General features: G+C 67.1%; 22 protein-coding genes, 1 other RNA gene and 1 pseudogene. 12 read left to right on the plus strand and 12 right to left on the minus strand.

Annotated features, from left to right (window positions below; translation table 11 throughout):
- Nucleotides 1-99 precede the first annotated feature (99 nt).
- From QO058_RS18225 to QO058_RS18235, 3 genes are all read left to right on the plus strand, one after another.
- Nucleotides 100-552, plus strand: a complete 453-nt coding sequence (locus QO058_RS18225) for a winged helix-turn-helix transcriptional regulator (RefSeq protein ID WP_284167683.1) — start codon at nucleotides 100-102, stop codon at nucleotides 550-552.
- A gap of 119 nt (nucleotides 553-671) precedes the next feature.
- Nucleotides 672-2,165 (plus strand): MDR family MFS transporter, encoded by a 1,494-nt coding sequence (locus QO058_RS18230; protein ID WP_284172944.1) that lies wholly within the window; start codon nucleotides 672-674, stop codon nucleotides 2,163-2,165.
- Nucleotides 2,166-2,250: 85 nt separating this feature from the next.
- A complete protein-coding gene (locus QO058_RS18235) occupies nucleotides 2,251-2,805 on the plus strand; it encodes a DUF1269 domain-containing protein (protein ID WP_284167684.1) in 555 nt (184 codons plus the stop codon).
- A gap of 41 nt (nucleotides 2,806-2,846) precedes the next feature.
- Here QO058_RS18235 and QO058_RS18240 read toward each other — a convergent pair whose 3' ends face one another.
- Together QO058_RS18240 and dapD are read right to left on the minus strand one after the other, a co-directional pair.
- Complete coding sequence (locus QO058_RS18240) at nucleotides 2,847-3,440, minus strand: hypothetical protein (RefSeq protein ID WP_284167685.1); 594 nt, start codon at nucleotides 3,438-3,440, stop codon at nucleotides 2,847-2,849.
- 19 nt (nucleotides 3,441-3,459) lie between these two features.
- On the minus strand, nucleotides 3,460-4,302 hold the full coding sequence (dapD, locus tag QO058_RS18245) for a 2,3,4,5-tetrahydropyridine-2,6-dicarboxylate N-succinyltransferase (RefSeq protein ID WP_284167686.1): 843 nt from the start codon (nucleotides 4,300-4,302) through the stop codon (nucleotides 3,460-3,462).
- Nucleotides 4,303-4,514: 212 nt separating this feature from the next.
- Between dapD and QO058_RS18250 the strand changes: the two genes are divergently transcribed.
- Nucleotides 4,515-4,802 (plus strand): hypothetical protein, encoded by a 288-nt coding sequence (locus QO058_RS18250; protein WP_284167687.1) that lies wholly within the window; start codon nucleotides 4,515-4,517, stop codon nucleotides 4,800-4,802.
- Between the two features lie 7 nt (nucleotides 4,803-4,809).
- Here the strand turns inward: QO058_RS18250 and recR are convergent, their stop codons facing one another.
- The 4 genes from recR to ffs form a co-directional block, all read right to left on the minus strand.
- Nucleotides 4,810-5,415, minus strand: coding sequence for a recombination mediator RecR (gene recR, locus QO058_RS18255; protein ID WP_284167688.1), 606 nt, complete (start codon nucleotides 5,413-5,415; stop codon nucleotides 4,810-4,812).
- A 101-nt stretch (nucleotides 5,416-5,516) separates the two neighbouring features.
- On the minus strand, nucleotides 5,517-5,837 hold the full coding sequence (locus QO058_RS18260; protein WP_284167689.1) for a YbaB/EbfC family nucleoid-associated protein: 321 nt from the start codon (nucleotides 5,835-5,837) through the stop codon (nucleotides 5,517-5,519).
- A gap of 19 nt (nucleotides 5,838-5,856) precedes the next feature.
- Nucleotides 5,857-7,698 carry a DNA polymerase III subunit gamma/tau gene (locus QO058_RS18265; RefSeq protein WP_284167690.1) on the minus strand — a complete coding sequence of 614 codons (1,842 nt, stop codon included), beginning with the start codon at nucleotides 7,696-7,698 and terminating at the stop codon, nucleotides 5,857-5,859.
- Between the two features lie 123 nt (nucleotides 7,699-7,821).
- An RNA gene (gene ffs / locus QO058_RS18270) (signal recognition particle sRNA small type) lies at nucleotides 7,822-7,918 on the minus strand.
- Between the two features lie 235 nt (nucleotides 7,919-8,153).
- On the opposite strand from ffs, the gene rpmH reads away from it, so the two are divergent.
- The 6 genes from rpmH to QO058_RS18300 all read left to right on the plus strand — a co-directional run bounded on the left by rpmH (nucleotide 8,154) and on the right by QO058_RS18300 (nucleotide 13,136).
- On the plus strand, nucleotides 8,154-8,288 hold the full coding sequence (rpmH, locus tag QO058_RS18275; protein WP_038364779.1) for a 50S ribosomal protein L34: 135 nt from the start codon (nucleotides 8,154-8,156) through the stop codon (nucleotides 8,286-8,288).
- Between the two features lie 55 nt (nucleotides 8,289-8,343).
- A complete protein-coding gene (rnpA, locus tag QO058_RS18280; RefSeq protein WP_284167691.1) occupies nucleotides 8,344-8,727 on the plus strand; it encodes a ribonuclease P protein component in 384 nt (127 codons plus the stop codon).
- 44 nt (nucleotides 8,728-8,771) lie between these two features.
- On the plus strand, nucleotides 8,772-10,667 hold the full coding sequence (gene yidC / locus QO058_RS18285; protein WP_284167692.1) for a membrane protein insertase YidC: 1,896 nt from the start codon (nucleotides 8,772-8,774) through the stop codon (nucleotides 10,665-10,667).
- Between the two features lie 139 nt (nucleotides 10,668-10,806).
- A complete protein-coding gene (locus tag QO058_RS18290; RefSeq protein ID WP_284167693.1) occupies nucleotides 10,807-11,439 on the plus strand; it encodes a CatB-related O-acetyltransferase in 633 nt (210 codons plus the stop codon).
- Between the two features lie 9 nt (nucleotides 11,440-11,448).
- Nucleotides 11,449-12,114, plus strand: a complete 666-nt coding sequence (gene yihA / locus QO058_RS18295) for a ribosome biogenesis GTP-binding protein YihA/YsxC (protein WP_284167694.1) — start codon at nucleotides 11,449-11,451, stop codon at nucleotides 12,112-12,114.
- A gap of 164 nt (nucleotides 12,115-12,278) precedes the next feature.
- On the plus strand, nucleotides 12,279-13,136 hold the full coding sequence (locus QO058_RS18300; RefSeq protein WP_284167695.1) for a VOC family protein: 858 nt from the start codon (nucleotides 12,279-12,281) through the stop codon (nucleotides 13,134-13,136).
- 5 nt (nucleotides 13,137-13,141) lie between these two features.
- On the opposite strand, the gene QO058_RS18305 is transcribed toward QO058_RS18300, so the two are convergent.
- The 5 genes and pseudogenes from QO058_RS18305 to QO058_RS18325 all read right to left on the minus strand — a co-directional run bounded on the left by QO058_RS18305 (nucleotide 13,142) and on the right by QO058_RS18325 (nucleotide 16,864).
- Nucleotides 13,142-13,594 carry a GNAT family N-acetyltransferase gene (locus QO058_RS18305; protein WP_284167696.1) on the minus strand — a complete coding sequence of 151 codons (453 nt, stop codon included), beginning with the start codon at nucleotides 13,592-13,594 and terminating at the stop codon, nucleotides 13,142-13,144.
- Nucleotides 13,591-14,565, minus strand: coding sequence for a cysteine synthase A (cysK, locus tag QO058_RS18310; protein ID WP_284167698.1), 975 nt, complete (start codon nucleotides 14,563-14,565; stop codon nucleotides 13,591-13,593). Before cysK ends, QO058_RS18305 begins: the two co-directional genes overlap by 4 nt.
- A gap of 91 nt (nucleotides 14,566-14,656) precedes the next feature.
- Nucleotides 14,657-15,109: an RrF2 family transcriptional regulator gene (locus tag QO058_RS18315; protein ID WP_284167699.1), complete on the minus strand. Its 453-nt coding sequence runs from the start codon at nucleotides 15,107-15,109 to the stop codon at nucleotides 14,657-14,659.
- Nucleotides 15,106-15,590, minus strand: a pseudogene (dut, locus tag QO058_RS18320) (dUTP diphosphatase). The gene QO058_RS18315 and the pseudogene dut overlap by 4 nt, the downstream one beginning before the upstream one ends.
- Before the next feature lie 5 nt (nucleotides 15,591-15,595).
- A complete protein-coding gene (locus QO058_RS18325) occupies nucleotides 15,596-16,864 on the minus strand; it encodes a phosphopantothenoylcysteine decarboxylase domain-containing protein (RefSeq protein WP_284167700.1) in 1,269 nt (422 codons plus the stop codon).
- A gap of 189 nt (nucleotides 16,865-17,053) precedes the next feature.
- On the opposite strand from QO058_RS18325, the gene QO058_RS18330 reads away from it, so the two are divergent.
- Both QO058_RS18330 and QO058_RS18335 read left to right on the plus strand, forming a co-directional pair.
- Nucleotides 17,054-17,761: a CoA transferase subunit A gene (locus QO058_RS18330; protein ID WP_284167701.1), complete on the plus strand. Its 708-nt coding sequence runs from the start codon at nucleotides 17,054-17,056 to the stop codon at nucleotides 17,759-17,761.
- 15 nt (nucleotides 17,762-17,776) lie between these two features.
- Nucleotides 17,777-18,430: a 3-oxoacid CoA-transferase subunit B gene (locus QO058_RS18335; RefSeq protein ID WP_284167702.1), complete on the plus strand. Its 654-nt coding sequence runs from the start codon at nucleotides 17,777-17,779 to the stop codon at nucleotides 18,428-18,430.
- Here the strand turns inward: QO058_RS18335 and QO058_RS18340 are convergent.
- Nucleotides 18,414-19,340, minus strand: coding sequence for a LysR family transcriptional regulator (locus QO058_RS18340; RefSeq protein WP_284167703.1), 927 nt, complete (start codon nucleotides 19,338-19,340; stop codon nucleotides 18,414-18,416). The two genes, QO058_RS18335 and QO058_RS18340, sit on opposite strands and share 17 nt — an antisense overlap.
- Nucleotides 19,341-19,430 lie beyond the last annotated feature (90 nt).

A 19,430-nucleotide genomic window follows, 5' to 3' on the forward strand; every position in this document is an offset into this window, starting at 1 on the left:
AGATGGGTTTCATAATGAAACTCATTGCGGTGTAACGGTGTAAGTTTTATCTTGCAACTTGTTGCTGTTCACGGAGCCTTGAGGAGAGCCTCGCAGACGATGGTGAAGCGCCGCAGCCTGGTGAGCGATTATTGCCCGAGCGCGCGGGCGCTCGACGCGATCGGCGACTGGTGGTCGCTGCTGATCGTGCGCGACGCCTTCGACGGCATGGCCCGCTTCAGCGAGTTCCAGAAGAGCCTTGGCATCGCCCGCAACATCCTTTCCGAGCGGCTGCGGACGCTGACGGCGCGCGGTATCCTGGAAACTGTTCCGGCCGCAGCCGGCGGCGTGCGCCAGGAATACCGACTGACCGCCAAGGGCCGCGACCTCTTCCCGGTGATGGTGGCGCTCAGGCAATGGGGCGAGCAGCATCTGTTCGCGCCGGGCGAGCAGCATTCCTCGCTGATCGAGCGCGACAGCGGCCGCAAGGTCACGCTGACCGTGCAGACCGAGGACGGCCGGCCGATCGGCGCGGACGAAGCTGTGATCCTGAAGGTACTCGAGACCGGCTGAGCCGAAGCCGGCATCGGCCTGCGCCCACTTCGCGACGGCCTTGCGTCACCGACTCTGGCGCATGGCGAGCCCTGGCTCTATCCTGCGGTATTCCCTGCACACAGGACGGGCATGTGCCGATGGACAAGCGGGTCGAGACGCCGCCAGCGCAGGCGGCGCTTTCCCATGCCGATATCCGGTCGATCCTGATCGGGACCATGCTCGCCATGTTCCTGGCGGCGCTGGACCAGACCATCGTCGCCACCGCGATGCCGACGATCGGCCGCGAGCTTGGCGACGTTGCGCACCTGCCCTGGGTCGTGACGGCCTATCTGCTGGCCTCGACCGCGGTGACGCCGCTCTACGGCAAGTTCGCCGACATCCACGGCCGGCGCGTCACCATGCTCGGTGGCATTGTGATCTTCGTGATCGGCTCGATCGCTTGCGCGCTGGCCCCCTCGCTCTGGCTGCTGGTGGCCGCCCGCTTCGTTCAGGGGCTCGGCGGCGGCGGCTTGATCGCCATGGCGCAGACCATCGTCGGCGACATGGTCCCGCCCCGGGAGCGCGGCAAGTACCAGGTCTATTTCGCCACCGTCTTCTTCACCTCCTCGCTGCTCGGGCCGGTACTTGGAGGCCTGATATCCGAGGCACTGCACTGGTCGGTGATCTTCTGGATCAACCTGCCGCTCGGGCTCGGCGCCTACTGGATGACCGACAAGGCCTTGCAGCGCCTGCCGCGGCATGAGCGGCCGCATAAACTTGACGTGCTCGGCGCGCTGCTGATGACCACCGCGACGATGACCCTGCTGCTGGCACTGTCCTGGGGCGGCACGCATTACCCGTGGGTCTCTGCGCCGATCCTTGGCCTCGTTGCCGGCTCTGCCCTGCTTTGGCTCTGTTTTGCCTGGCGCTTGCGCAGCGCGGAGGAGCCACTGATCCCACTCACGGTACTCGCCAATCCGGTGGTCCGCAACGGCACCATCGCCGCCGGCTTCGGCATGGGCACCTTCATCGGCCTGACCATCTATCTGCCGCTCTATTTCGAGACGGTGGCGGGCCTGTCCGCCGCCAATTCTGGGCTCGGCCTGATTCCGCTGACCTGTGGCACGGTCCTTGGCGCGACGTCCTCGGGCCGGGCTTTGGGCAAGCTTACGCATTACAAGCGCGTGCCGGTCGCAGGCCTCGTGGTCGCGCTCGCTGGCACCGCGGTGCTGATCGCCTATGGCGACCGGATGCCGCTGTGGGGCTTCGGGCTGGTGCTGGCCTTTATCAGTGTCGGCTTCGGCACGCTGTTGCCTGTCGCGACGGTCTCGATCCAGAACGCGGTGCCTATGCACCAGCTCGGCACGGCGACCGGCACGGCGAATTTCTTCCGCCAGATCGGCGGGGCGCTGATCGTCGCCATCTTCGGTGCGATCGTGCTCGGCGGCCTGGGCGCCAGCGGCGCCGGGCTCTCGGCCGAGACGCTCAAGGCCGGCGCTGTCGACCGGGCGACGATGGTGGGGCTGTTCCGTTATGTCTTTGCCGCGAGCTTCGCTGGATTCGCCCTCGCGCTCCTCTTCCTGATACGCATGCAGGAGCTGCCGCTGCGCGGCTCGGCGCTCGCCGCCGCGAAGGAGGTGGCTGGCGATTAGCGGAACGCGCCGGTTCGTCGCGCGTTTGCCGCAAGCCCGTCACAGAGCGGCGGCAGCTTGAGCTGTCATGCCAAAGGAGTGCGCCATGTCCGATCTCGTCGTCATCGTCTATCCGACTGAGGCCAAGGCCGAGGAAATGCGGCAGAAGATCATCGGCCTGCAAAAGGAATACCTGATCCAGATCAGCGATGCCGCGATCGCGGTGATGCACGACGGCGGCAAGATCAAGCTCAACCAGCTGCTCAACACCACCGCGCTTGGCGCCGCCTCGGGCGGCTTCTGGGGCCTGCTGATCGGCGCGATCTTCCTGATGCCGGTCTTCGGCGCGGCGATCGGCGCCGCCTCCGGGGCGCTCGGCGGGGCGCTCACCGATTACGGCGTCAATGACGGCTTCATGAAGGAGCTCGCCACCAATCTGCAGCCGGGCAATGCCGCGCTCTTCGTGCTGATCCAGAAGATGACCGGCGACAAAGTGCTCGAAGCCTTGAAGGGCACCGGCGGTGTCGTGCTGAAGACCTCGCTCGACCATTCGCAGGAGCAGAAGCTGCGCGACGCGCTCGCCGCCTCGCCGGCAGCGCAGCGGCCGGAACTGGCGCCGGCCTCGACCGAGCCGACGCCGAACCCGATCCCTGGCGTATAAGTGCAGGCATAGCCCGGATGCTGGTGCCGTTCTGGCGCCAGCTACCGCCGCTTGAAGGCCTGCTTGGCGATGGTGAGCGCGACCCTGCGACCAGTTTCGGTCGAGCCTTCCATGCTGTGCGCCTTGAGTTCGGCGCCGATACCAGTCAGGCGCAGTCCGGCCGGATCGTCGGGCAGGCTCCAGCTCTGCGTGTCCGCGTGGAAGGTCAACGGCTGGTCGAAGCGGCCGCCGGCGCCGGGCAGGAAGGCGTTGATCTGGCCGACCGTGCCCGCTTTGGTCTGGTCGAGCCTGACGCGATAGAGCGCGCGCCGGCCGATCAGATCGAGCTCGACGCCGATCACAAGATGCTCTGCGGGATGACGGGCGAAGGCGCTTGTCGAGGAGACGCTGCGGCGGTCGATCGTCGCCTCGGCGGTCAGGCGCACGACACCGCTCATGTCGGTCGACAGATTTTGGCCTGCTCCCGGCGCGCTGGCCTCGGCCTCCGAACCGAGCACGACCCGGAGCGCTTGGCCGGTGATCGGCTTGCCGGCTTCGTCGACGAGCTTCAGCGTCAGGTTGACCGGCTCGGCACGCACCTGCTGCGCGGAAAGGGTGAAGATCGAGAGGGCAGCGGCGCTCAGGAGGGCCTTCATGGGCTCCGCCTCGTTGGGTTCAGTCGCGCAACAATTCGTTGATGCCGGTCTTGGCGCGGGTCTGGGCATCGACCGTCTTGACGATCACAGCGCAGTAGAGCGAGGGGCCGGGCGTGCCGTCGTTCAGCGGCTTGCCCGGCAGCGAGCCGGCGACGACGACCGAATAGGGCGGCACCTTGCCGACATGGACCTGGCCGGTGGCGCGGTCGACGATCTTGGTGGTCGCCGAGATGAAGACGCCCATGGCGAGCACCGAGCCCTCGCCAACGACGACGCCCTCGACCACCTCGGAGCGGGCGCCGATGAAGCAGTTGTCCTCGATGATGGTCGGGTTGGCCTGCAGCGGCTCGAGCACGCCGCCGATGCCGACGCCGCCCGACAAATGCACGTTCTTGCCGATCTGGGCACAGGAGCCGACAGTCGCCCAGGTGTCGACCATCGTGCCGGAATCGACATAGGCGCCGATGTTCACGAAGGACGGCATCAGGATGACGTTCGGCCCGAGATAGGAGCCCTTGCGGGCGGCGGCTGGCGGTACGATGCGGAAGCCGGCGGCGCGGAAGCGGTTCTCACCCCAGCCGGCGAACTTCGATGGTACCTTGTCCCAGAACACGCCTTCGCCGGGGCCGTGCGCCATCACCTCATTGTCGGCGAGGCGGAAGGAGAGCAGCACCGCTTTCTTCAGCCACTGATTCGTGACCCACTCCCCGCCGACCTTCTCGGCGACGCGGGCTTGTCCGGAATCGAGCAGCTCGATTGCCTGCCCGACCGCATCGCGGACCGCGCCCTTGGTGTTGATGCCGATCTCGGCCCGGTTCTCCCAGGCGGCGTCGATGGTGGCGGCGAGATCGGTCAGGGACATGGAGCGGCTCTCTCTCGTCATGGTCGGCCTCGTGCCGACCATCCACGTCTTGTGACGTGGATGAAAAGGGGAAGACGTGGATGCTCGGGACAAGCCCGAGCACGACGGGGTGAGCGATGGCGGAAGCCCGCGGCGGCGTCAAGGCAAAGCGGGAACGCGAGCGGCGCAGGCATGTTACAATGGGAACAGGCTTAACGCAGCGGAGGCGAAAGATGACCCGGGTCCTGATCACTCTTTTCGCCCTCGGCCTCACTGGCGCGGCGTTCGCCCAGGGGCGGCCGCAATCCCTGGAGCGCAGTTGCGCTGCCAACCGCCAGAGCGTCATCGCCAATGGCGCGATCGTGCTTGGCACCGGCGGCTACACCTATGACCGCTTCGTGGCTCACCGAGGCTTCTGCCAGTTCGACGAGACCACCTATCCAGCCTGGGTGCCCGCTCGCGATACGCCGCAATGCTTCGTAGGCTACCGCTGCAAGAGCGCCTCCCCCTGGGACGATTGAGACGATCTTAAAAGCCCGTCCGTTGGCGGATCGCTGCCGCCAGCGTGCCGTCGTCGAGATAGTCGAGTTCGCCGCCAACAGGCACGCCATGGGCGAGCTTGGTCACCTTGACCTCAAGATGCGCCAGCAGGTCGGTGATGAAATGCGCTGTGGTCTGGCCCTCGACCGTGGCATTTAACGCGAGGATCACTTCCTTCACCGCTGGATCCGAGGCCCGCGCCACCAGCGCATCGAGCGAGAGGTTTTCTGGCCGGATACCGTCGAGCGCCGAGAGCACGCCGCCGAGCACGTGGTAGCGTCCGCCGACCGCGCCCGAGCGCTCCAGCGCCCAGAGATCGGCGATATCGGCGACGACGACGATCAGGCTGTCGTCGCGGCGCGGATCACGGCAGAGCCCGCAGGGATCGCTGGTGTCGACATTGCCGCAGGTCGAGCAAACGACGATGCGCTCGCGCGCCACCGCCATCGCTTCTGCCAGCGGGCCGAGCAACTGCTCCCGCTTCTTGACGAGATGGAGCGCAGCGCGCCTTGCCGAGCGCGGGCCAAGGCCCGGCAGCTTGGCCAGGAGCTGGATCAGGCGCTCGATCTCGGGGCCGGCAATGGTGCGGGACATGGGTCTCTGGGCGTCATGGCCGGCCTCGAGCCGACCATCTCGGAACGAAGAGGGCTGTGGGGGATACTCGGGCCAAGCCCGAGCATGACACTAGAGCCAGCTCAGAACAGCTTCATGCCGGGCGGGATCGGCAGGCCGCGGGTGACCTCGGCCATTCGCTCCTGCACCGAACGTTCGGCCTTGTTGCGGGCATCGTTGCTGGCGGAGAGGACGAGATCCTCGAGGATCTCCTCTTCGCCCTGTACCATCAGGCTCGGGTCGATCTTCACCGATTTCAGCACGTTCTTGGCGGTCATCACCACCTTGACCAGGCCGCCGCCGGCCGAGCCCTCGAATTCGAGCGTCTCGAGCTCGGCCTGCATGTCGGCCATCTTCTTCTGCATGTCCTGCGCCTGCTTCATCAGGCCCATCATGTCGCGCATGGCGGCGCTCCCTTCGTGTTCAATTGTCGGCCCAGAACTCGACGCCCTCGAAATCGGGCTCGCTGTCGTCGAAGAGCGGCTCGGCCTCGGGCAAATCCTCGTCGCCGCCCGCTGCCGTGGCCGGTGTCTCCGCCTCCGGTTCGCGGGGGTCGCGGACATCGACGATGCGCGCGCCCGGGAAGCGTTCCAGCACGGCGCGCACGGCGGGGTGGCTGGCCGCATCGTTCTCGCGCTTGTCACGCGCGGCCGCCGCCTGCTCGCGCAAGGTCGCCGTTCCCTCGGCGTTGACGACGGCGACCAGCCAGGTCTGGCCGGTCCATTCCTTCAGCCGCTTCGACAGATCATTGGCGAGAAGGCGGTTGCCGCTCTCGGCCAGCGCGAACTCGATCCGGCCCTGTTCGAAGCGCACCAGCCTGATGTCGCGCTCCAGTGCGAGCTTCATGGTGATGTCGCGCTGGCGCGAGGCGAGCGCGACCAGATCTTCCAGGTTCTGCGGCTGTGGCAGGGCGCTGGCGCGCGGCTGCGCGACAGGCATGGGATTGGCACTGGCGAGCACCGGGCGGGCCGCGAGCGCGGTTGCACCACCACCAGAGGGCGGGCGCGGAGCGGGGGAGCCGTTGCCGCCCAGGCTGCCGCCGCCGTCGCGGAGCATCCTGAGTGCTTCGTCCGGCGTCGGCAGGTCGGCGGCATGGGCAAGGCGTACCAGCGCCATCTCGGCCGCCAGCACCGGCCGGTCGGCCTGGCGGACTTCGCCGATCGCCTTCAGCAGCATCTGCCAGGCTCGCGCCAGCACGCGGATCGACAGGCGCTGGGCGAAATCGGCGCCGCGCACCCGTTCGGCCTGGGAGAGGCTGTTGTCCTTGGCGGCATCCGGCACGAGTTTGAGGCGGGTGACCAGATGACTGAATTCGGCGAGGTCGGAGAGCACGACCGCAGGGTCGGCACCGGCGTCGTACTGCGCCCGAAGCTCGGTCAGCGCTGCGGCGATGTCGCCCTTCATCACGAGCTCGAACAGGTCGATGACGCGCGCCCGGTCGGAGAGACCGAGCATGCTGCGGACCTCGTCGAGCGTGATCCTGCCGCCGGCATGGGCGATGGCCTGGTCGAGGATCGAGAGCGAATCGCGCACCGAGCCCTCTGCGGCCCGCGCCACGGCGGCGAGCGCCTCTTCCTCGGCCTCGATGCCCTCGGCCCGGCAGATCTTGTCGAGATGCCCGACCAGCAATGCCGCATCGACGCGGCGCAGGTCGAAGCGCTGGCAGCGCGACAGCACCGTGACCGGAACCTTGCGGATCTCGGTGGTGGCGAAGATGAACTTGGCGTGCGGCGGCGGCTCCTCCAGCGTCTTCAGGAAGGCGTTGAAGGCGCCTCCCGAGAGCATGTGGACCTCGTCGATGATGTAGACCTTGTAGCGCGCGCTGGTCGGGGCGTAGCGCACGGCGTCGTTGATCTGGCGGACATTGTCGACGCCATTGTTCGAGGCGGCGTCGATCTCCATTACGTCGATGTGCCGGCCCTCGACGATCGCCTGACAATGTACGCCGAACTGCGTGAGATCGGTGGTCGGGGCGCCGCTGCCGTCGGCGTTCTGGTAGTTCAGGGCGCGGGCCAGGATGCGTGCCGTCGTGGTCTTGCCGACACCGCGCACGCCGGTCAGCATCCAGGCCTGCGGAATGCGGCCCGCCGCGAAGGCATTGGTCAACGTCCTGACCATGGCGTCCTGGCCGATCAGGTCGCCGAAATGCGCGGGTCGGTACTTCCGCGCCAGAACGCGGTAGCCCGCGGGCGCTGCGGCCGGGGCAGGCGCTGGAGCCATGCCGGGAAAACCCGGCTCGTCGGCGGGGACGGTCTCGTCGGTCATGCCCCTGCTTTCGCCAATCGCGGCGCGCCGGTCAACGCCACTCTGTCATGGGCGGGCGCGAATGCGTCAGGAATATGAGGGAGGCGCGGCTCGCGCACATGCGCGAAGACAGATTTGCGCAGAAGTAGGAGGTTGGACGAAGACCCGTTCGGTCTCGTTACGGCTGCTTCCTTCCGGACCTGACCGGGTTGGCGAGTGAGACGTCCCTCGCCAACCTCCCGCCGGCTATATCGTTGCTTTGGCGCGCGAGCGCAAGTCCGCGATGGAAGGCGCCGCTGCGACGGTCCGGCACAGGCGTTTCGGCATTGACTCGGGCAGTCCCATCCGCCATAAGCCCGCCACCTGCGCTGCCTACCGGGCGGCGCGGACCCTTTTTTTGCACGACAGGCCTGGCTGGCATCGGCTTTCTCTGAAGGCTGCGCTCGCCCTGCCGATCAAGGCCCCGGAGACGGACCGTGAAGAGAACCTATCAACCCAGCAAGCTGGTGCGTAAGCGTCGCCACGGCTACCGCGCCCGTATGGCGACCAAGGGCGGCCGCAAGGTCATTGCCGCCCGTCGCGCCCACGGCCGCAAGCGCCTGTCGGCCTGATGAGCTCAAGGCGCGCGGGTCTGGCGCGCCCGTTCCGGAAGACTGGCCAATCGCCATGCGCCTCGCCCGTCTGACGCAACGCAAGGACTTTCTCGCGGCGGCCGAGCACGGCCGCCGTTTTCGTTCGTCCGCCTTCACCGCGCAGGTGCTCGACAAGCCGGCCCAGGAGGGCCTGCGCCTCGGGCTGACCGCCTCGCGCAAGACCGGCAACGCCGTGGTGCGCAACCGCATCCGCCGCCGCCTGCGCGCCGCCGCTGCGCTTGCTCTGGCGGAGCAGACCGGCAAGCCCTACGATCTTGTGATCGTCGCCCGACCCGAAACCGTGAACGCCGCGTTCAGGGCCATGGTCGATGATATCGCGGTCGCGCTCGACCGCGCCCGCCCGAGCGGCGGCAAGCGCCGTCCCGATCGGCGCTCCCCTTCGCGCCCCGCCTCATAGACGCCCGCCAGGGCAGCCAGCGAGACCGTTTTCAGACGATGATCATGAAAGAAGACAACCGCAACCTGCTGCTGGCGATCACCCTCTCGGTCGTCGTGCTGCTCGGCTGGCAATATTTCTACGGCATGCCGCAGGCCGAGAAGCAGAAGCAGATCGCGCAGCAGAACCAGCAGACGCAGAGCCAGCAAGCGCCTGGCCAGCAGGCGGCCCAGCCTCCTGGCACTCCGGCTGCTCCCGGCACTGTCCCGGGTACAGCGCCCGCGCAGCCCGGCCAGGCGCCAGTCACGGCCGCGCCGGCCGCTGCGACCCGCGAGGCGGCGCTCGCCGCCGGCCCGCGCCTCAGGATCGACACGCCCAAGATCGCCGGCTCGCTCTCGCTGACAGGCGCGCGCATCGACGACATCTCGCTCAAGGCTTATCGCGAGACGGTCGACCCGAAAAGCCCGATCATCGTGCTGCTCTCGCCGGCCGGTGGGCCGAACGCCTATTATTCCGATTTCGGCTGGGTCGCGGGGCCGGGCGCTGCCGTCCCGCTACCGAACGCCACCACGGTCTGGAGCGCCGACAGCGAGGTCCTGACCTCGGCCAAGCCGGTGACGCTGACCTGGGACAACGGCCAGGGCCTGCTCTTCAAGCGTACCATCGCGGTCGACGACAATGCGATGTTCTCGATCCGCGACGAGGTCGAAAACAAGGGTGCAAATGCCGTTTCGCTCTACCCCTATGGTCAGGTCGTACGCGTCGGCAAGCCGGCGACGCTAGGCTACTACGTGCTGCACGAGGGCATGATCGGCTCGCTCGGCGAGCAGGGCCTGCAGGAATACACCTACGACACCATCGACAAGGAGCCGGCGCTCGGCTCGGCGACGCATGGCAAGGCCTGGAAGGACGTCGTTGGTGGCTTCGTCGGCATCACCGACAAGTACTGGGCCGCGGCCGCGATCCCGGACCAGAGCAAGAAGTACGAAGGTCGCTACTCCTCGGTGCAGACCGGGTCGGTGCGCACCTACCAGGCCGATTTCCTCGGCGAAGCGGTCAGTGTCGCGCCGGGTGCTTCGGTGAGCGCTTCATCGCGTCTGTTCGCTGGCGCCAAGGAAGTCGCGGCGATCGACGGCTATGAAAAGAACCAGGGCATCAAGCGCTTCGAGCTGATGATTGACTGGGGCTGGTTCTATTTCATCACGAAGCCGATGTTTTACGTGATGGACTGGGTCTACAAGCATGTCGGCAATTTCGGCATCGCGATCCTGGTCGTGACCGTCCTGCTGAAGGGCCTATTCTTCCCGCTCGCCAGCAAGTCCTACGCCTCGATGGCGAAGATGAAGGCGGTCCAGCCCGAGATGGTGGCGATCCGCGAACGCTATGCTGACGACAAGATGAAGCAGCAGCAGGCGTTGATGGAGCTGTACAAGACGCAGAAGATCAATCCGCTCGCCGGCTGCTGGCCGGTGCTGGTGCAGATCCCGGTCTTCTTCGCGCTCTACAAGATCCTGTTCATCACCATCGAGATGCGGCACGCGCCGTTCTATGGCTGGATCCGCGACCTTGCCGCGCCGGACCCGACCAATCTCTTCAACCTGTTCGGCGCCCTGCCGTTCACGCCGCCCGCCATGCTGCATCTCGGCATCTGGCCGATCCTGATGGGCGTGACGATGTTCGTGCAGATGAAGATGAACCCGGAGCCGCCGGATCCGGTCCAGAAGATGATGTTCACCTGGATGCCGGTGTTCTTCACCTTCCTGCTCGGCTCGTTCCCGGCCGGCCTGGTGATCTACTGGACCTGGAACAACCTGCTCTCGGTGACGCAGCAGGGCTTCATCATGAGGAAGCACGGCGTCAAGATCGAACTCTGGGACAATATCAAGGGCATGTTCAGCAAGAAACCTGCCGCGGCTGGCGCGGTAACCGCGCCCAAGCCGGCGAACAGCAACAAGAAGTGAAGTGGCGGGGCGAGAGCCCCGACTGCAACGACTTTGAACGCCGGATGCCCCTCGAGGCTCCGGCGTTTTGCGTTTGCTGCCGGATTTGCGCCGCTTCGCGGCTTGTCCCTGATGGTGGCGATGTGCTTAGTGCCGCGCCATGCCTCTTCCAGATCCGAAAACCCGCCATCCGATCGCCGGCTGGAAGGGCACGGCCTTCCTCAAGGCCGTCGTCGACCACCCGCTCGTCGAAGTCGGCGACTACTCCTATTACGATGACTCGCGCGGTCCCGAGCATTTTCTCGCCCGCTGCGTGCGCTATCATTTCGACTTCATCGGCGACCGGTTGATCATCGGCAAGTTCGTCGCCATCGCCCAGGCGGCGCAGTTCATCATGAACGGCGCCAACCACCCGATGGGCGGCTTCTCGACCTATCCGTTCGGCATGTTCGGCTTCGAGAACGTGCCTGATTTCACCCGTGACGGCCTGGCCCTGCGCGGCGATACGGTGATCGGCAACGATGTCTGGATCGGCCGCGAGGCGGTGATCATGCCGGGCGTCACGGTCGGCGACGGCGCGATCATCGGCACGCGGGCCCAGGTCGCGCGCGACGTGCCGCCTTATGCGGTCGTCGTCGGCAATCCCGGCCGCGTCGTGAAGATGCGCTTCCCGCCGGAGGTGGTCGCGGCGCTGCTCGAGATCCGCTGGTGGGACTGGGAGCCCGAGAAGATCGCCCGCAACCTGCCATTGATCGCCGGTGCGGACATCGACGCGCTGCGCTCGGCCGTGTAGGCAGGGGCCATGACCTCAGATCAGACCACGCCGTTCAGCGCCGAAGAACTCGAATCCGCCCGAAAATTGTTCGAGGGGCCGTGGGACTTCGTCTGGGCCTCGACCAAGATCGACGACCTGCCGCCCATGGTCGGCCACGAGATCGCCTTCGCCGGCCGCTCCAATGTCGGCAAGTCGAGCCTGATCAACGCGCTGACCCGCCGCAACGCCCTGGCGCGGACATCGCATACGCCGGGCCGCACCCAGCAGCTCAACTTCTTCCGCCAGGTCGACCATGACGAGCGCCTGACCATCGTCGACATGCCGGGCTATGGCTATGCCGCCGTCGGCAAGGAGAAGGTCGCAGCCTGGACGCGGTTGATCCACGATTATCTGCGCGGCCGCGCCAACCTGATGCGGGTCTATGTGCTGATCGACGCCCGTCACGGCATCAAGGATGTCGACGGCGCCGTGCTGGAGACGCTCGACAAGGCCGCCGTCAGCTATCAGGTCGTGCTGACCAAGGGCGATGCGCTGAAGCAGGCCGACCAGACTTTCATGGCCGAGGCGACCCATGACGAGATCAAGCGCCGTCCGGCCGCCTTCCCCGAGGTGCTGCTGACCTCCAGTGAGAAGGGGCTCGGCATCCCCGAATTCCGCGCCGCGATCGCGCGGGCGCTGGCGGAGCGCGCCTGACGGCTTGGCCGTCATTGCTTCGTCGCTTCTCTCTTCGCAGCGCCGGCTCGGTTAGATTGCGGCAGCGCAATATCGGATTTGCCCGGCGAGGGGACGACAAGCGCGGCTGAAAGCCCCATCTTGCTCTTAGGCGGCGTTGCCGCCCGCAAGTTTGGAGCAGTCCCATGTCCGCAGCCACTGAGGCTTTGGCCCACCCTATCCGGAACGAGGCGCTCGACGCTCCCGTCCATATCGGCGCGGTGAGCCTGCGTGTACGCGACCTTGCCGGGCTGACGGCCTTCTATCGCGATGCGATCGGGCTTTCGGTCATCGAGCAGGACGCAGAGCGCGCCATGCTCGGCGCCGGCGGTGAGCCGCTTGTGAAGCTCGAAGCCGGCGCGCAGCATCCGTCTTCGGCCGCAGGGCTGTTCCATATGGCGATCCTGCTGCCCTCGCGCCGCGATCTCGGCAACTGGCTGCAGCATGCCGCGCAGACATCCGTGCCGCTCGAAGGTGCCTCGAACCACCTCGTCAGCGAGGCGCTCTATCTCTCCGACCCCGAGGGCAACGGCATCGAGATCTATCGCGACCGCAGCCGTCCCGAATGGCCGCGTCTCGACGGCGGCCGGCTCAAGATGGCGACCGAGCGGCTCGATCTTGACGCGCTCCTGCGGGATGCAGACGGGCGCGCCTATTCCGGCATGCCTGAAGGTACCGTGATGGGCCATGTCCATCTGCGCGTCGGTGACGTCGCGCAGGCCGAGGGCTTCTATCGCGATGCGCTCGGCTTCGAGGTGACGGTGCATTATCCCGGCGCGAGCTTCATGGCGACCGGCGGCTATCACCACCACATCGCCGCTAATACCTGGCACAGCCGCGGCGCCGGCCCTCGCCGGGACAATGAGGCGGGCTTGTCGAGCTTCGAGTTGGTCGCGCGCGATGCGGAAGCTCATGCCGCGCTGAGCCGGCGCATGGCGGCCGCTGGTGGCGATGCCGGATCGGTCGTCGATCCCTGGGGTAACCGGATCACGCTCCGGCCCTGAGAGGCTCAGCGCATCAGTAGATGGGTCCGGCGCGTCCCACCGGCATCCGGCTGGAAGCCCATCGCTTCCCAGAAGGCGGCGGCGCCGGCATCGGCGGCGTTGAGCGACAGGCGCGGCGCCAGCGCCAACCCCTGCTGGATCAGCGCGCTGGCGAGTGAACGGCCGACGCCCGCGCGCCGGTCGCCCGGCCGGACATAGACATGGCGGATGCGCAGCAGATCGGGCGCCGGGTCATAGGGATCGGGCGTCACCGCTCCGATCGCCGCCAAGGCGCCGCCGCAATAGAGCGCGAAGAGCGCGTTGCGGTCGTCTCCGGCCAGATAGCGGCCGGCATCCCACTCTTCCAGAATGCCTTCCACGAAGCGGTAGCCCTCGGCTGCCGCCTCGGCCTGTAAGGCAGGCAGCTCGTCCGGCAGGGCTTCGCTCAGCCGGACGATCTGCAGGTTCGCTGGTGTCACAGACCCTCGAACAGCGCGCTGGAGATGTAGCGCTCGGCGAAGGAGGGGATGATCACCACGATCGTCTTGCCGGCGTTCTCCGGGCGGGCGCCGACCTCCAGCGCCGCCGCGACCGCCGCGCCCGAGGAGATACCGGCCGGGATGCCCTCGGCCTTGGCGAGCGCGCGGGCGGTCTCGAAGGCGGTCTGGTTGCCGACGGTGACGACCTCGTCGATGACGCTCCGGTCGAGGATGCCCGGCACGAAGCCGGCGCCGATGCCCTGGATCTTGTGCGGGCCGGGCTGGCCGCCCGACAGGACCGGCGAATCCTCCGGCTCGACCGCCACCATCTTCACCGAGGACTTCTTCGCCTTCAGCACCTGGCCGACGCCGGTGATGGTGCCGCCGGTGCCGACGCCGGAGATGACGATGTCGACCGCGCCATTGGTGTCGTTCCAGATCTCCTCGGCCGTGGTCTTGCGATGGATCGCCGGATTCGACGGGTTCTCGAACTGCTGCGGGATGAGCGAGCCCGGAATCTCGTTCTTGAGCTCCTCGGCCTTGGCGACGGCGCCGCGCATGCCGCCAGGGCCGGGCGTCAGCACGAGCTCGGCGCCGAGGAAGGCCAGCATCTTGCGGCGTTCCAGCGACATCGTCTCGGGCATGACCAAGATCAGCCGATAGCCGCGCGCGGCGGCGACGAAGGCGAGCGCGATGCCGGTATTGCCCGAGGTCGGCTCGATCAGCGTACCGCCCGGCTTGAGCGCGCCCGAGGCTTCGAGCGCGTCGATCATCGAGACGCCGATGCGGTCCTTGACGCTGGAGATCGGGTTGAAGAATTCGAGCTTGGCCAGGATCGTCGCCTGAACGCCGCGCTCGGCCGGCAGGCGGTTCAGGCGTACCAGCGGGGTGTCGCCGATCGTGTCGGTGATCGAATCGTAGACGCGGCCGCGGCCGGGGACATGGGCGGGCTTCTGCGCTGCATCGGCCATGGCGGCCTCCCTTACTGATCTAGGCTTGTGAACTGGAGCTCACGCTAGCATCAAATCACAGAATCTGTCGAGGAATGAGTAATTTAACAGATCAAATCGTGAAATCCGTGTCGACCGGAGGTTTTCCGGTCGCAGAGCGCTCCTCGGCCTCGCGGCAGAGGTCGGCGACGCTGATCGCGTCTAGCTTGGCGAGCCAGGCATCCATGGCCTGCTGCATCATCGGGTCGACCACGGCGTCCACCAGGGCGGAACGCGGCAGCGGCGGCAGGGTTTCGTCGGCATTGGCCTGCATCGCGGCGCGCACGATCTCGCCGGCGGTGATGCGGCGGCGTTCCCTGGCGAGCTCGTAGCCGCCGCGCGGGCCGCGCACGCCCTTGAGGATCCCGACCCGGACCAGCGCCTGCAGGACGGTCTCGAGATGGCGCGGCGGCAATTCGTGCCGGGCTGCGAGCGCCTTGGCCGCGACCGGGGTGGGGCGGGCATGCAGGGCGATATCGACCACGGCGGTGACGGCGAGCAGGCTGCGGCGCGAGAGCTGGATCATGCCTTGGCTCCGGCCGCCTGTCGTGGCGCGGTGTCGTTCACCCCGGTCGAGCCGAAGCCCCCCTGCCGCGCGTGGTTTCGCTTAGCTCCTCGACCTCGACGATCTCGGCCTGAAGTACGGCAGCGATGACGAGCTGGGCGATGCGGTCGCCATGCGCGACGATGAAGGCTTCCTGGCCGTGATTGATCAGGATGACCTTGACCTCGCCGCGATAGTCCGCGTCGATCGTCCCCGGCGTGTTGAGCAGGGTGACGCCATGGCGCAGGGCCAGACCCGAGCGGGGCCTGACCTGGCCTTCGGTTCCTGCTGGCAATTCGAGCACGAGCCCGGTCGGCACAAGCAGGCGCGTGCCCGGCTCCAGCCGAAGCGGCCCGTCGGGCAGGGCGGCGCGCAGATCGAGCCCGGCGGCGCCGGCGGTCTCGTAGGCTGGTAACGGCAGGTCATGCGCGTGCGGCAGGCGCCTTATGTGGAGCGTCGCCATCGGGTTCAGCCCTTTTTCGTCAGAAGGTCGGCGAAATGGGCGACGAGGCGCGTCGCGACTTCAGCCTTGGGCAGCGTCGGCCAGGTCTCGACGCTGTCGGCGCTGACCAAATGGACGGTGTTGGCGTCGCCGCCCATCACGCCGGTGCCGCCGACATCATTGGCGACGATCAGGTCGCAGCCCTTCCTGGCCAGCTTGGCGCGGGCATAATCGACGACGTTCTGCGTCTCGGCCGCGAAGCCGACGACGAGAGCAGGACGGTCGATTTCGCGCGCTGCGATGGTGGCGAGGATGTCGGGATTCTCGACCAGAGCGAGGCTCGGCGGCTTGCTGCCGTCCTTCTTCATCTTCTGGCCGGCGGAGTCGGCGGTACGCCAGTCGGCGACGGCGGCGGCGAAGATCGCAAGATCCGCCGGCAGCGCCGCTTCCGTAGCCGCCAGCATGTCGCGGGCGCTCTCGACATGCACGGTGGTGACCCCGGCGGGATCGGCAATGGTCACCGGGCCGGAGATCAGCGTCACCTCCGCACCAGCTGCTGCCGCCGCTGCCGCGATGGCATGGCCCTGCTTCCCTGAGGAGCGGTTGGCGATGTAGCGCACCGGGTCGATCGGCTCATGCGTCGGCCCGGAGGTGACAAGCACGCGCTTGCCCGCCAGCGGCTTCGGGCCCGCAGGCGCGCCACCCGGCAAACGGCCGAGGAAGCCGATCGAGGGCGGATGGCGGGTATCGCCAGCGAGCGCCAGTTCGATCGCCGCCAGCAGCTCGTGCGGCTCGGCCATGCGGCCGGGCCCGCTCTCGCCACGCTCGGCCATGGCGCCGGAATTCGGCCCGACCACGAGGACGCCATCCTTCTGCAGTGTCGCCATGTTGCGCCGCGTCGCCGGGTGCTCCCACATCCGCGGATTCATCGCCGGGGCGACCAGGATGCGCTTATCGGTGGCGAGGAGCGCGGTGGAGGCAAGGTCATCGGCATGGCCGTTCGCCATCTTGGCGAGCAGATCGGCGGTTGCGGGCGCGACGACCAAGAGGTCGGTCGAGCGCGACAGCGCGATATGGCCGATATCGGCCTCGTCGGTTAGCGAGAACAGGTCGGTGAAGCATTTTTCGCCGGCGAGTGAGGAGACCGCGAGCGGCGTGACGAACTGCTCGCCCGCTCTGGTCAGGATGCAGCGGCAGGCGATGCCGTGATCCTTCAGGCGCCGGATCAACTCCAGGCACTTATAGGCGGCGATGCCGCCGCCAATGATCAGCAGGATGGAGCGGGAGGCGGGCAAGGGCTTGGCTCCGGAAGGCGGGACGCGCAGTTTGGTAGCATCGGCCGGGCCGGGCTGTCATGTGCCGCCCGGGAGGCTCTTGGCGGCGCATGATCACACGAGGGGCGCGTCAGCGCTGCATGTTGCAACCGCACCACGCGCTCGGCTAGTTGTTTTCGAGCCTCCCCACCCAGCGATGAAGGCATCCCGATGAAGAAGGTTTATCCCGACGCCAAGGCGGCACTCGCCGGCGCCGTCAAGGACGGCATGACCATCATGGCCGGCGGTTTCGGCCTCTGCGGCATTCCCGATACGCTGATCGAGGCGATCCGCGAATCCGGCGCCAGGGACCTGACCTTCATCTCGAACAATGCCGGCGTCGACGGCGCCGGCCTCGGCGTCCTGCTCGAGACACGCCAGATCCGTAAGATGATCAGTTCCTATGTCGGCGAGAACAAGCTCTTCGCCGAGCAGTACCTTTCCGGCCAGCTCGAGCTCGAATTCAACCCGCAGGGCACCCTGGCCGAGCGTATCCGCGCCGGCGGCGCCGGCATCCCGGCCTTCTTCACCAAGACCGGCGTCGGCACGCTAATCGCCGAGGGCAAGGAGGAGCGCCAATTCGACGGCGAGCGCTACATCATGGAGCGCGGCCTCTTCGCTGACATCTCGATTGTCCACGCCTGGAAGGGCGATACCGAGGGCAACCTCGTCTACCGGAAGACGGCGCGGAACTTCAATCCGATGATGGCCTCGGCCTCGCGCCTCACCGTCGCCCAGGTCGAGCATCTCGTCCCCGCCGGCGAGATCGACCCCGACCAGATCCATACGCCCGGCATCTTCGTGAAGCGCATCGTGCACGTCGCCAATCCGGCAAAGCGCATCGAGCAGCGCACCGTGCGCAAGCGCGAAACGGTTTGAGAAAGAGATCAGCACATGGCCTGGACCCGTGAACAGATCGCCGCTCGCGCCGCCGAGGAGCTGAAGGACGGATTCTACGTCAACCTCGGCATCGGCATCCCGACGCTCGTCTCGAACTACATCCCCGACGGCATGAGCGTGCAGCTCCAGTCGGAGAACGGCATGCTCGGCATGGGGCCCTTCCCCTATGAGGGCGAGGAGGATCCCGACCTGATCAATGCCGGCAAGCAGACCATCACCGAACTGCCGACGACGAGCTATTTCTCCTCGGCCGACTCGTTCGGCATGATCCGCGGCGGCCATATCGACCTCTCCATCCTCGGCGCCATGCAGGTTGCGGAGAATGGCGACCTCGCCAACTGGATGATCCCCGGCAAGGTGGTGAAGGGCATGGGCGGCGCCATGGACCTCGTCGCCGGCGTCAAGAAGGTCGTCGTGGTGATGGAGCATGTCGCCAAGAACAAGGACGGCTCGGAATCGCCGAAGCTGCTCAAGGCCTGCGACCTGCCGCTGACCGGCGCCGGCGTCGTCGACATGGTGATCACCGATCTCGGCGTCTTCTCGATCGAGGAGAACGGCGGCGGCATGACCCTGATCGAGCTTGCCGAGGGCGTGACGCTCGACGAGATCAAGGCCAAGACCGAGGCGCCGTTCAAGGTCGCGGTCTGACCTCTTCCGCACAGAGCCGCGCCAGCGCCTCGGCGAAGGCGCGGGCGGCCGGGCCCATCGCCTCGTCGAGGCGGTGGGCGAGATAGGCTTCGGCCGGGAGCTGGGCGTTCCGGCCGAGCGCCCTGGTCGCGACCCTGACCAGCCGTCCCTCGGCGAGATCGCGCTCGATCAGCCAGTGCGGCAGCCGGCCCCAGCCGAGCCCGGCCAGGATCATCGCATGCTTGGTGTCTTGCCCGGTGACGCGGCAGGTCTGCGGCGAGAGCACGCCGAAATCCTGCGCGCCCGAGATTGGCGTCGGGTCGATCTGCACGATCTGGAGATGCTCGGCGAGTTCGGAGCGAGTCAGCGACCGTCCTGCACAGGCCCGGGCGAGCGGGTGCGTCGCCGCGACGACCGCGATAGCCTCGATGCTGGTCAGGGCTTCGATCGCGATACGTGGGTCGCGGAAATTCTCGCCGACGGTGATCGCCAGCGCGCTGCGGCGCTCCAATAGCGCCGCGATCGGCCCCCCGAGCGGCTCGATGGCGAGCCGGATCGAGACCGAAGGATAGCGCCTTCGCAAGCCGGCGAGCGCCGCGCCGATCAGCGGAGAGGGGAACAGCACGTCGATCGTCAGAGAGAGCTCGATCTCGACACCCTTGCTGAGGCCATGCGCGCGGGCCTTCAGCGCACCGACACGCAGCAGGACTTCCCTGATGTCGGTGAGCAGCGCCCGCCCCTCTGCCGTCAAAGCGGGGCGATGGCCGGAGCGGTCGAACAGAGAAAGGCCAAGTTGGCCCTCGAGATTGGCGATGGCGTGGCTTACCGCCGATTGCGCCCGCGACAGCCGCGCCGCCGCCGAACGGAAGCTGCCGACTTCGACCACGGTGGCGAAGATGCGCATCTGGTCGAGCGTGAGAGCATCCAGCATGATCGATTGCCTTGATCGAGTTGATGCGAATTATCTCACTTTCTGAGATCGGCAAGAAGCGACATCTCGAACCGACGCCAGTACGTCGGC

The sequence above is a fragment of the Bosea vestrisii genome (genome assembly GCF_030144325.1).
Classification (GTDB): domain Bacteria; phylum Pseudomonadota; class Alphaproteobacteria; order Rhizobiales; family Beijerinckiaceae; genus Allobosea; species Allobosea vestrisii_A.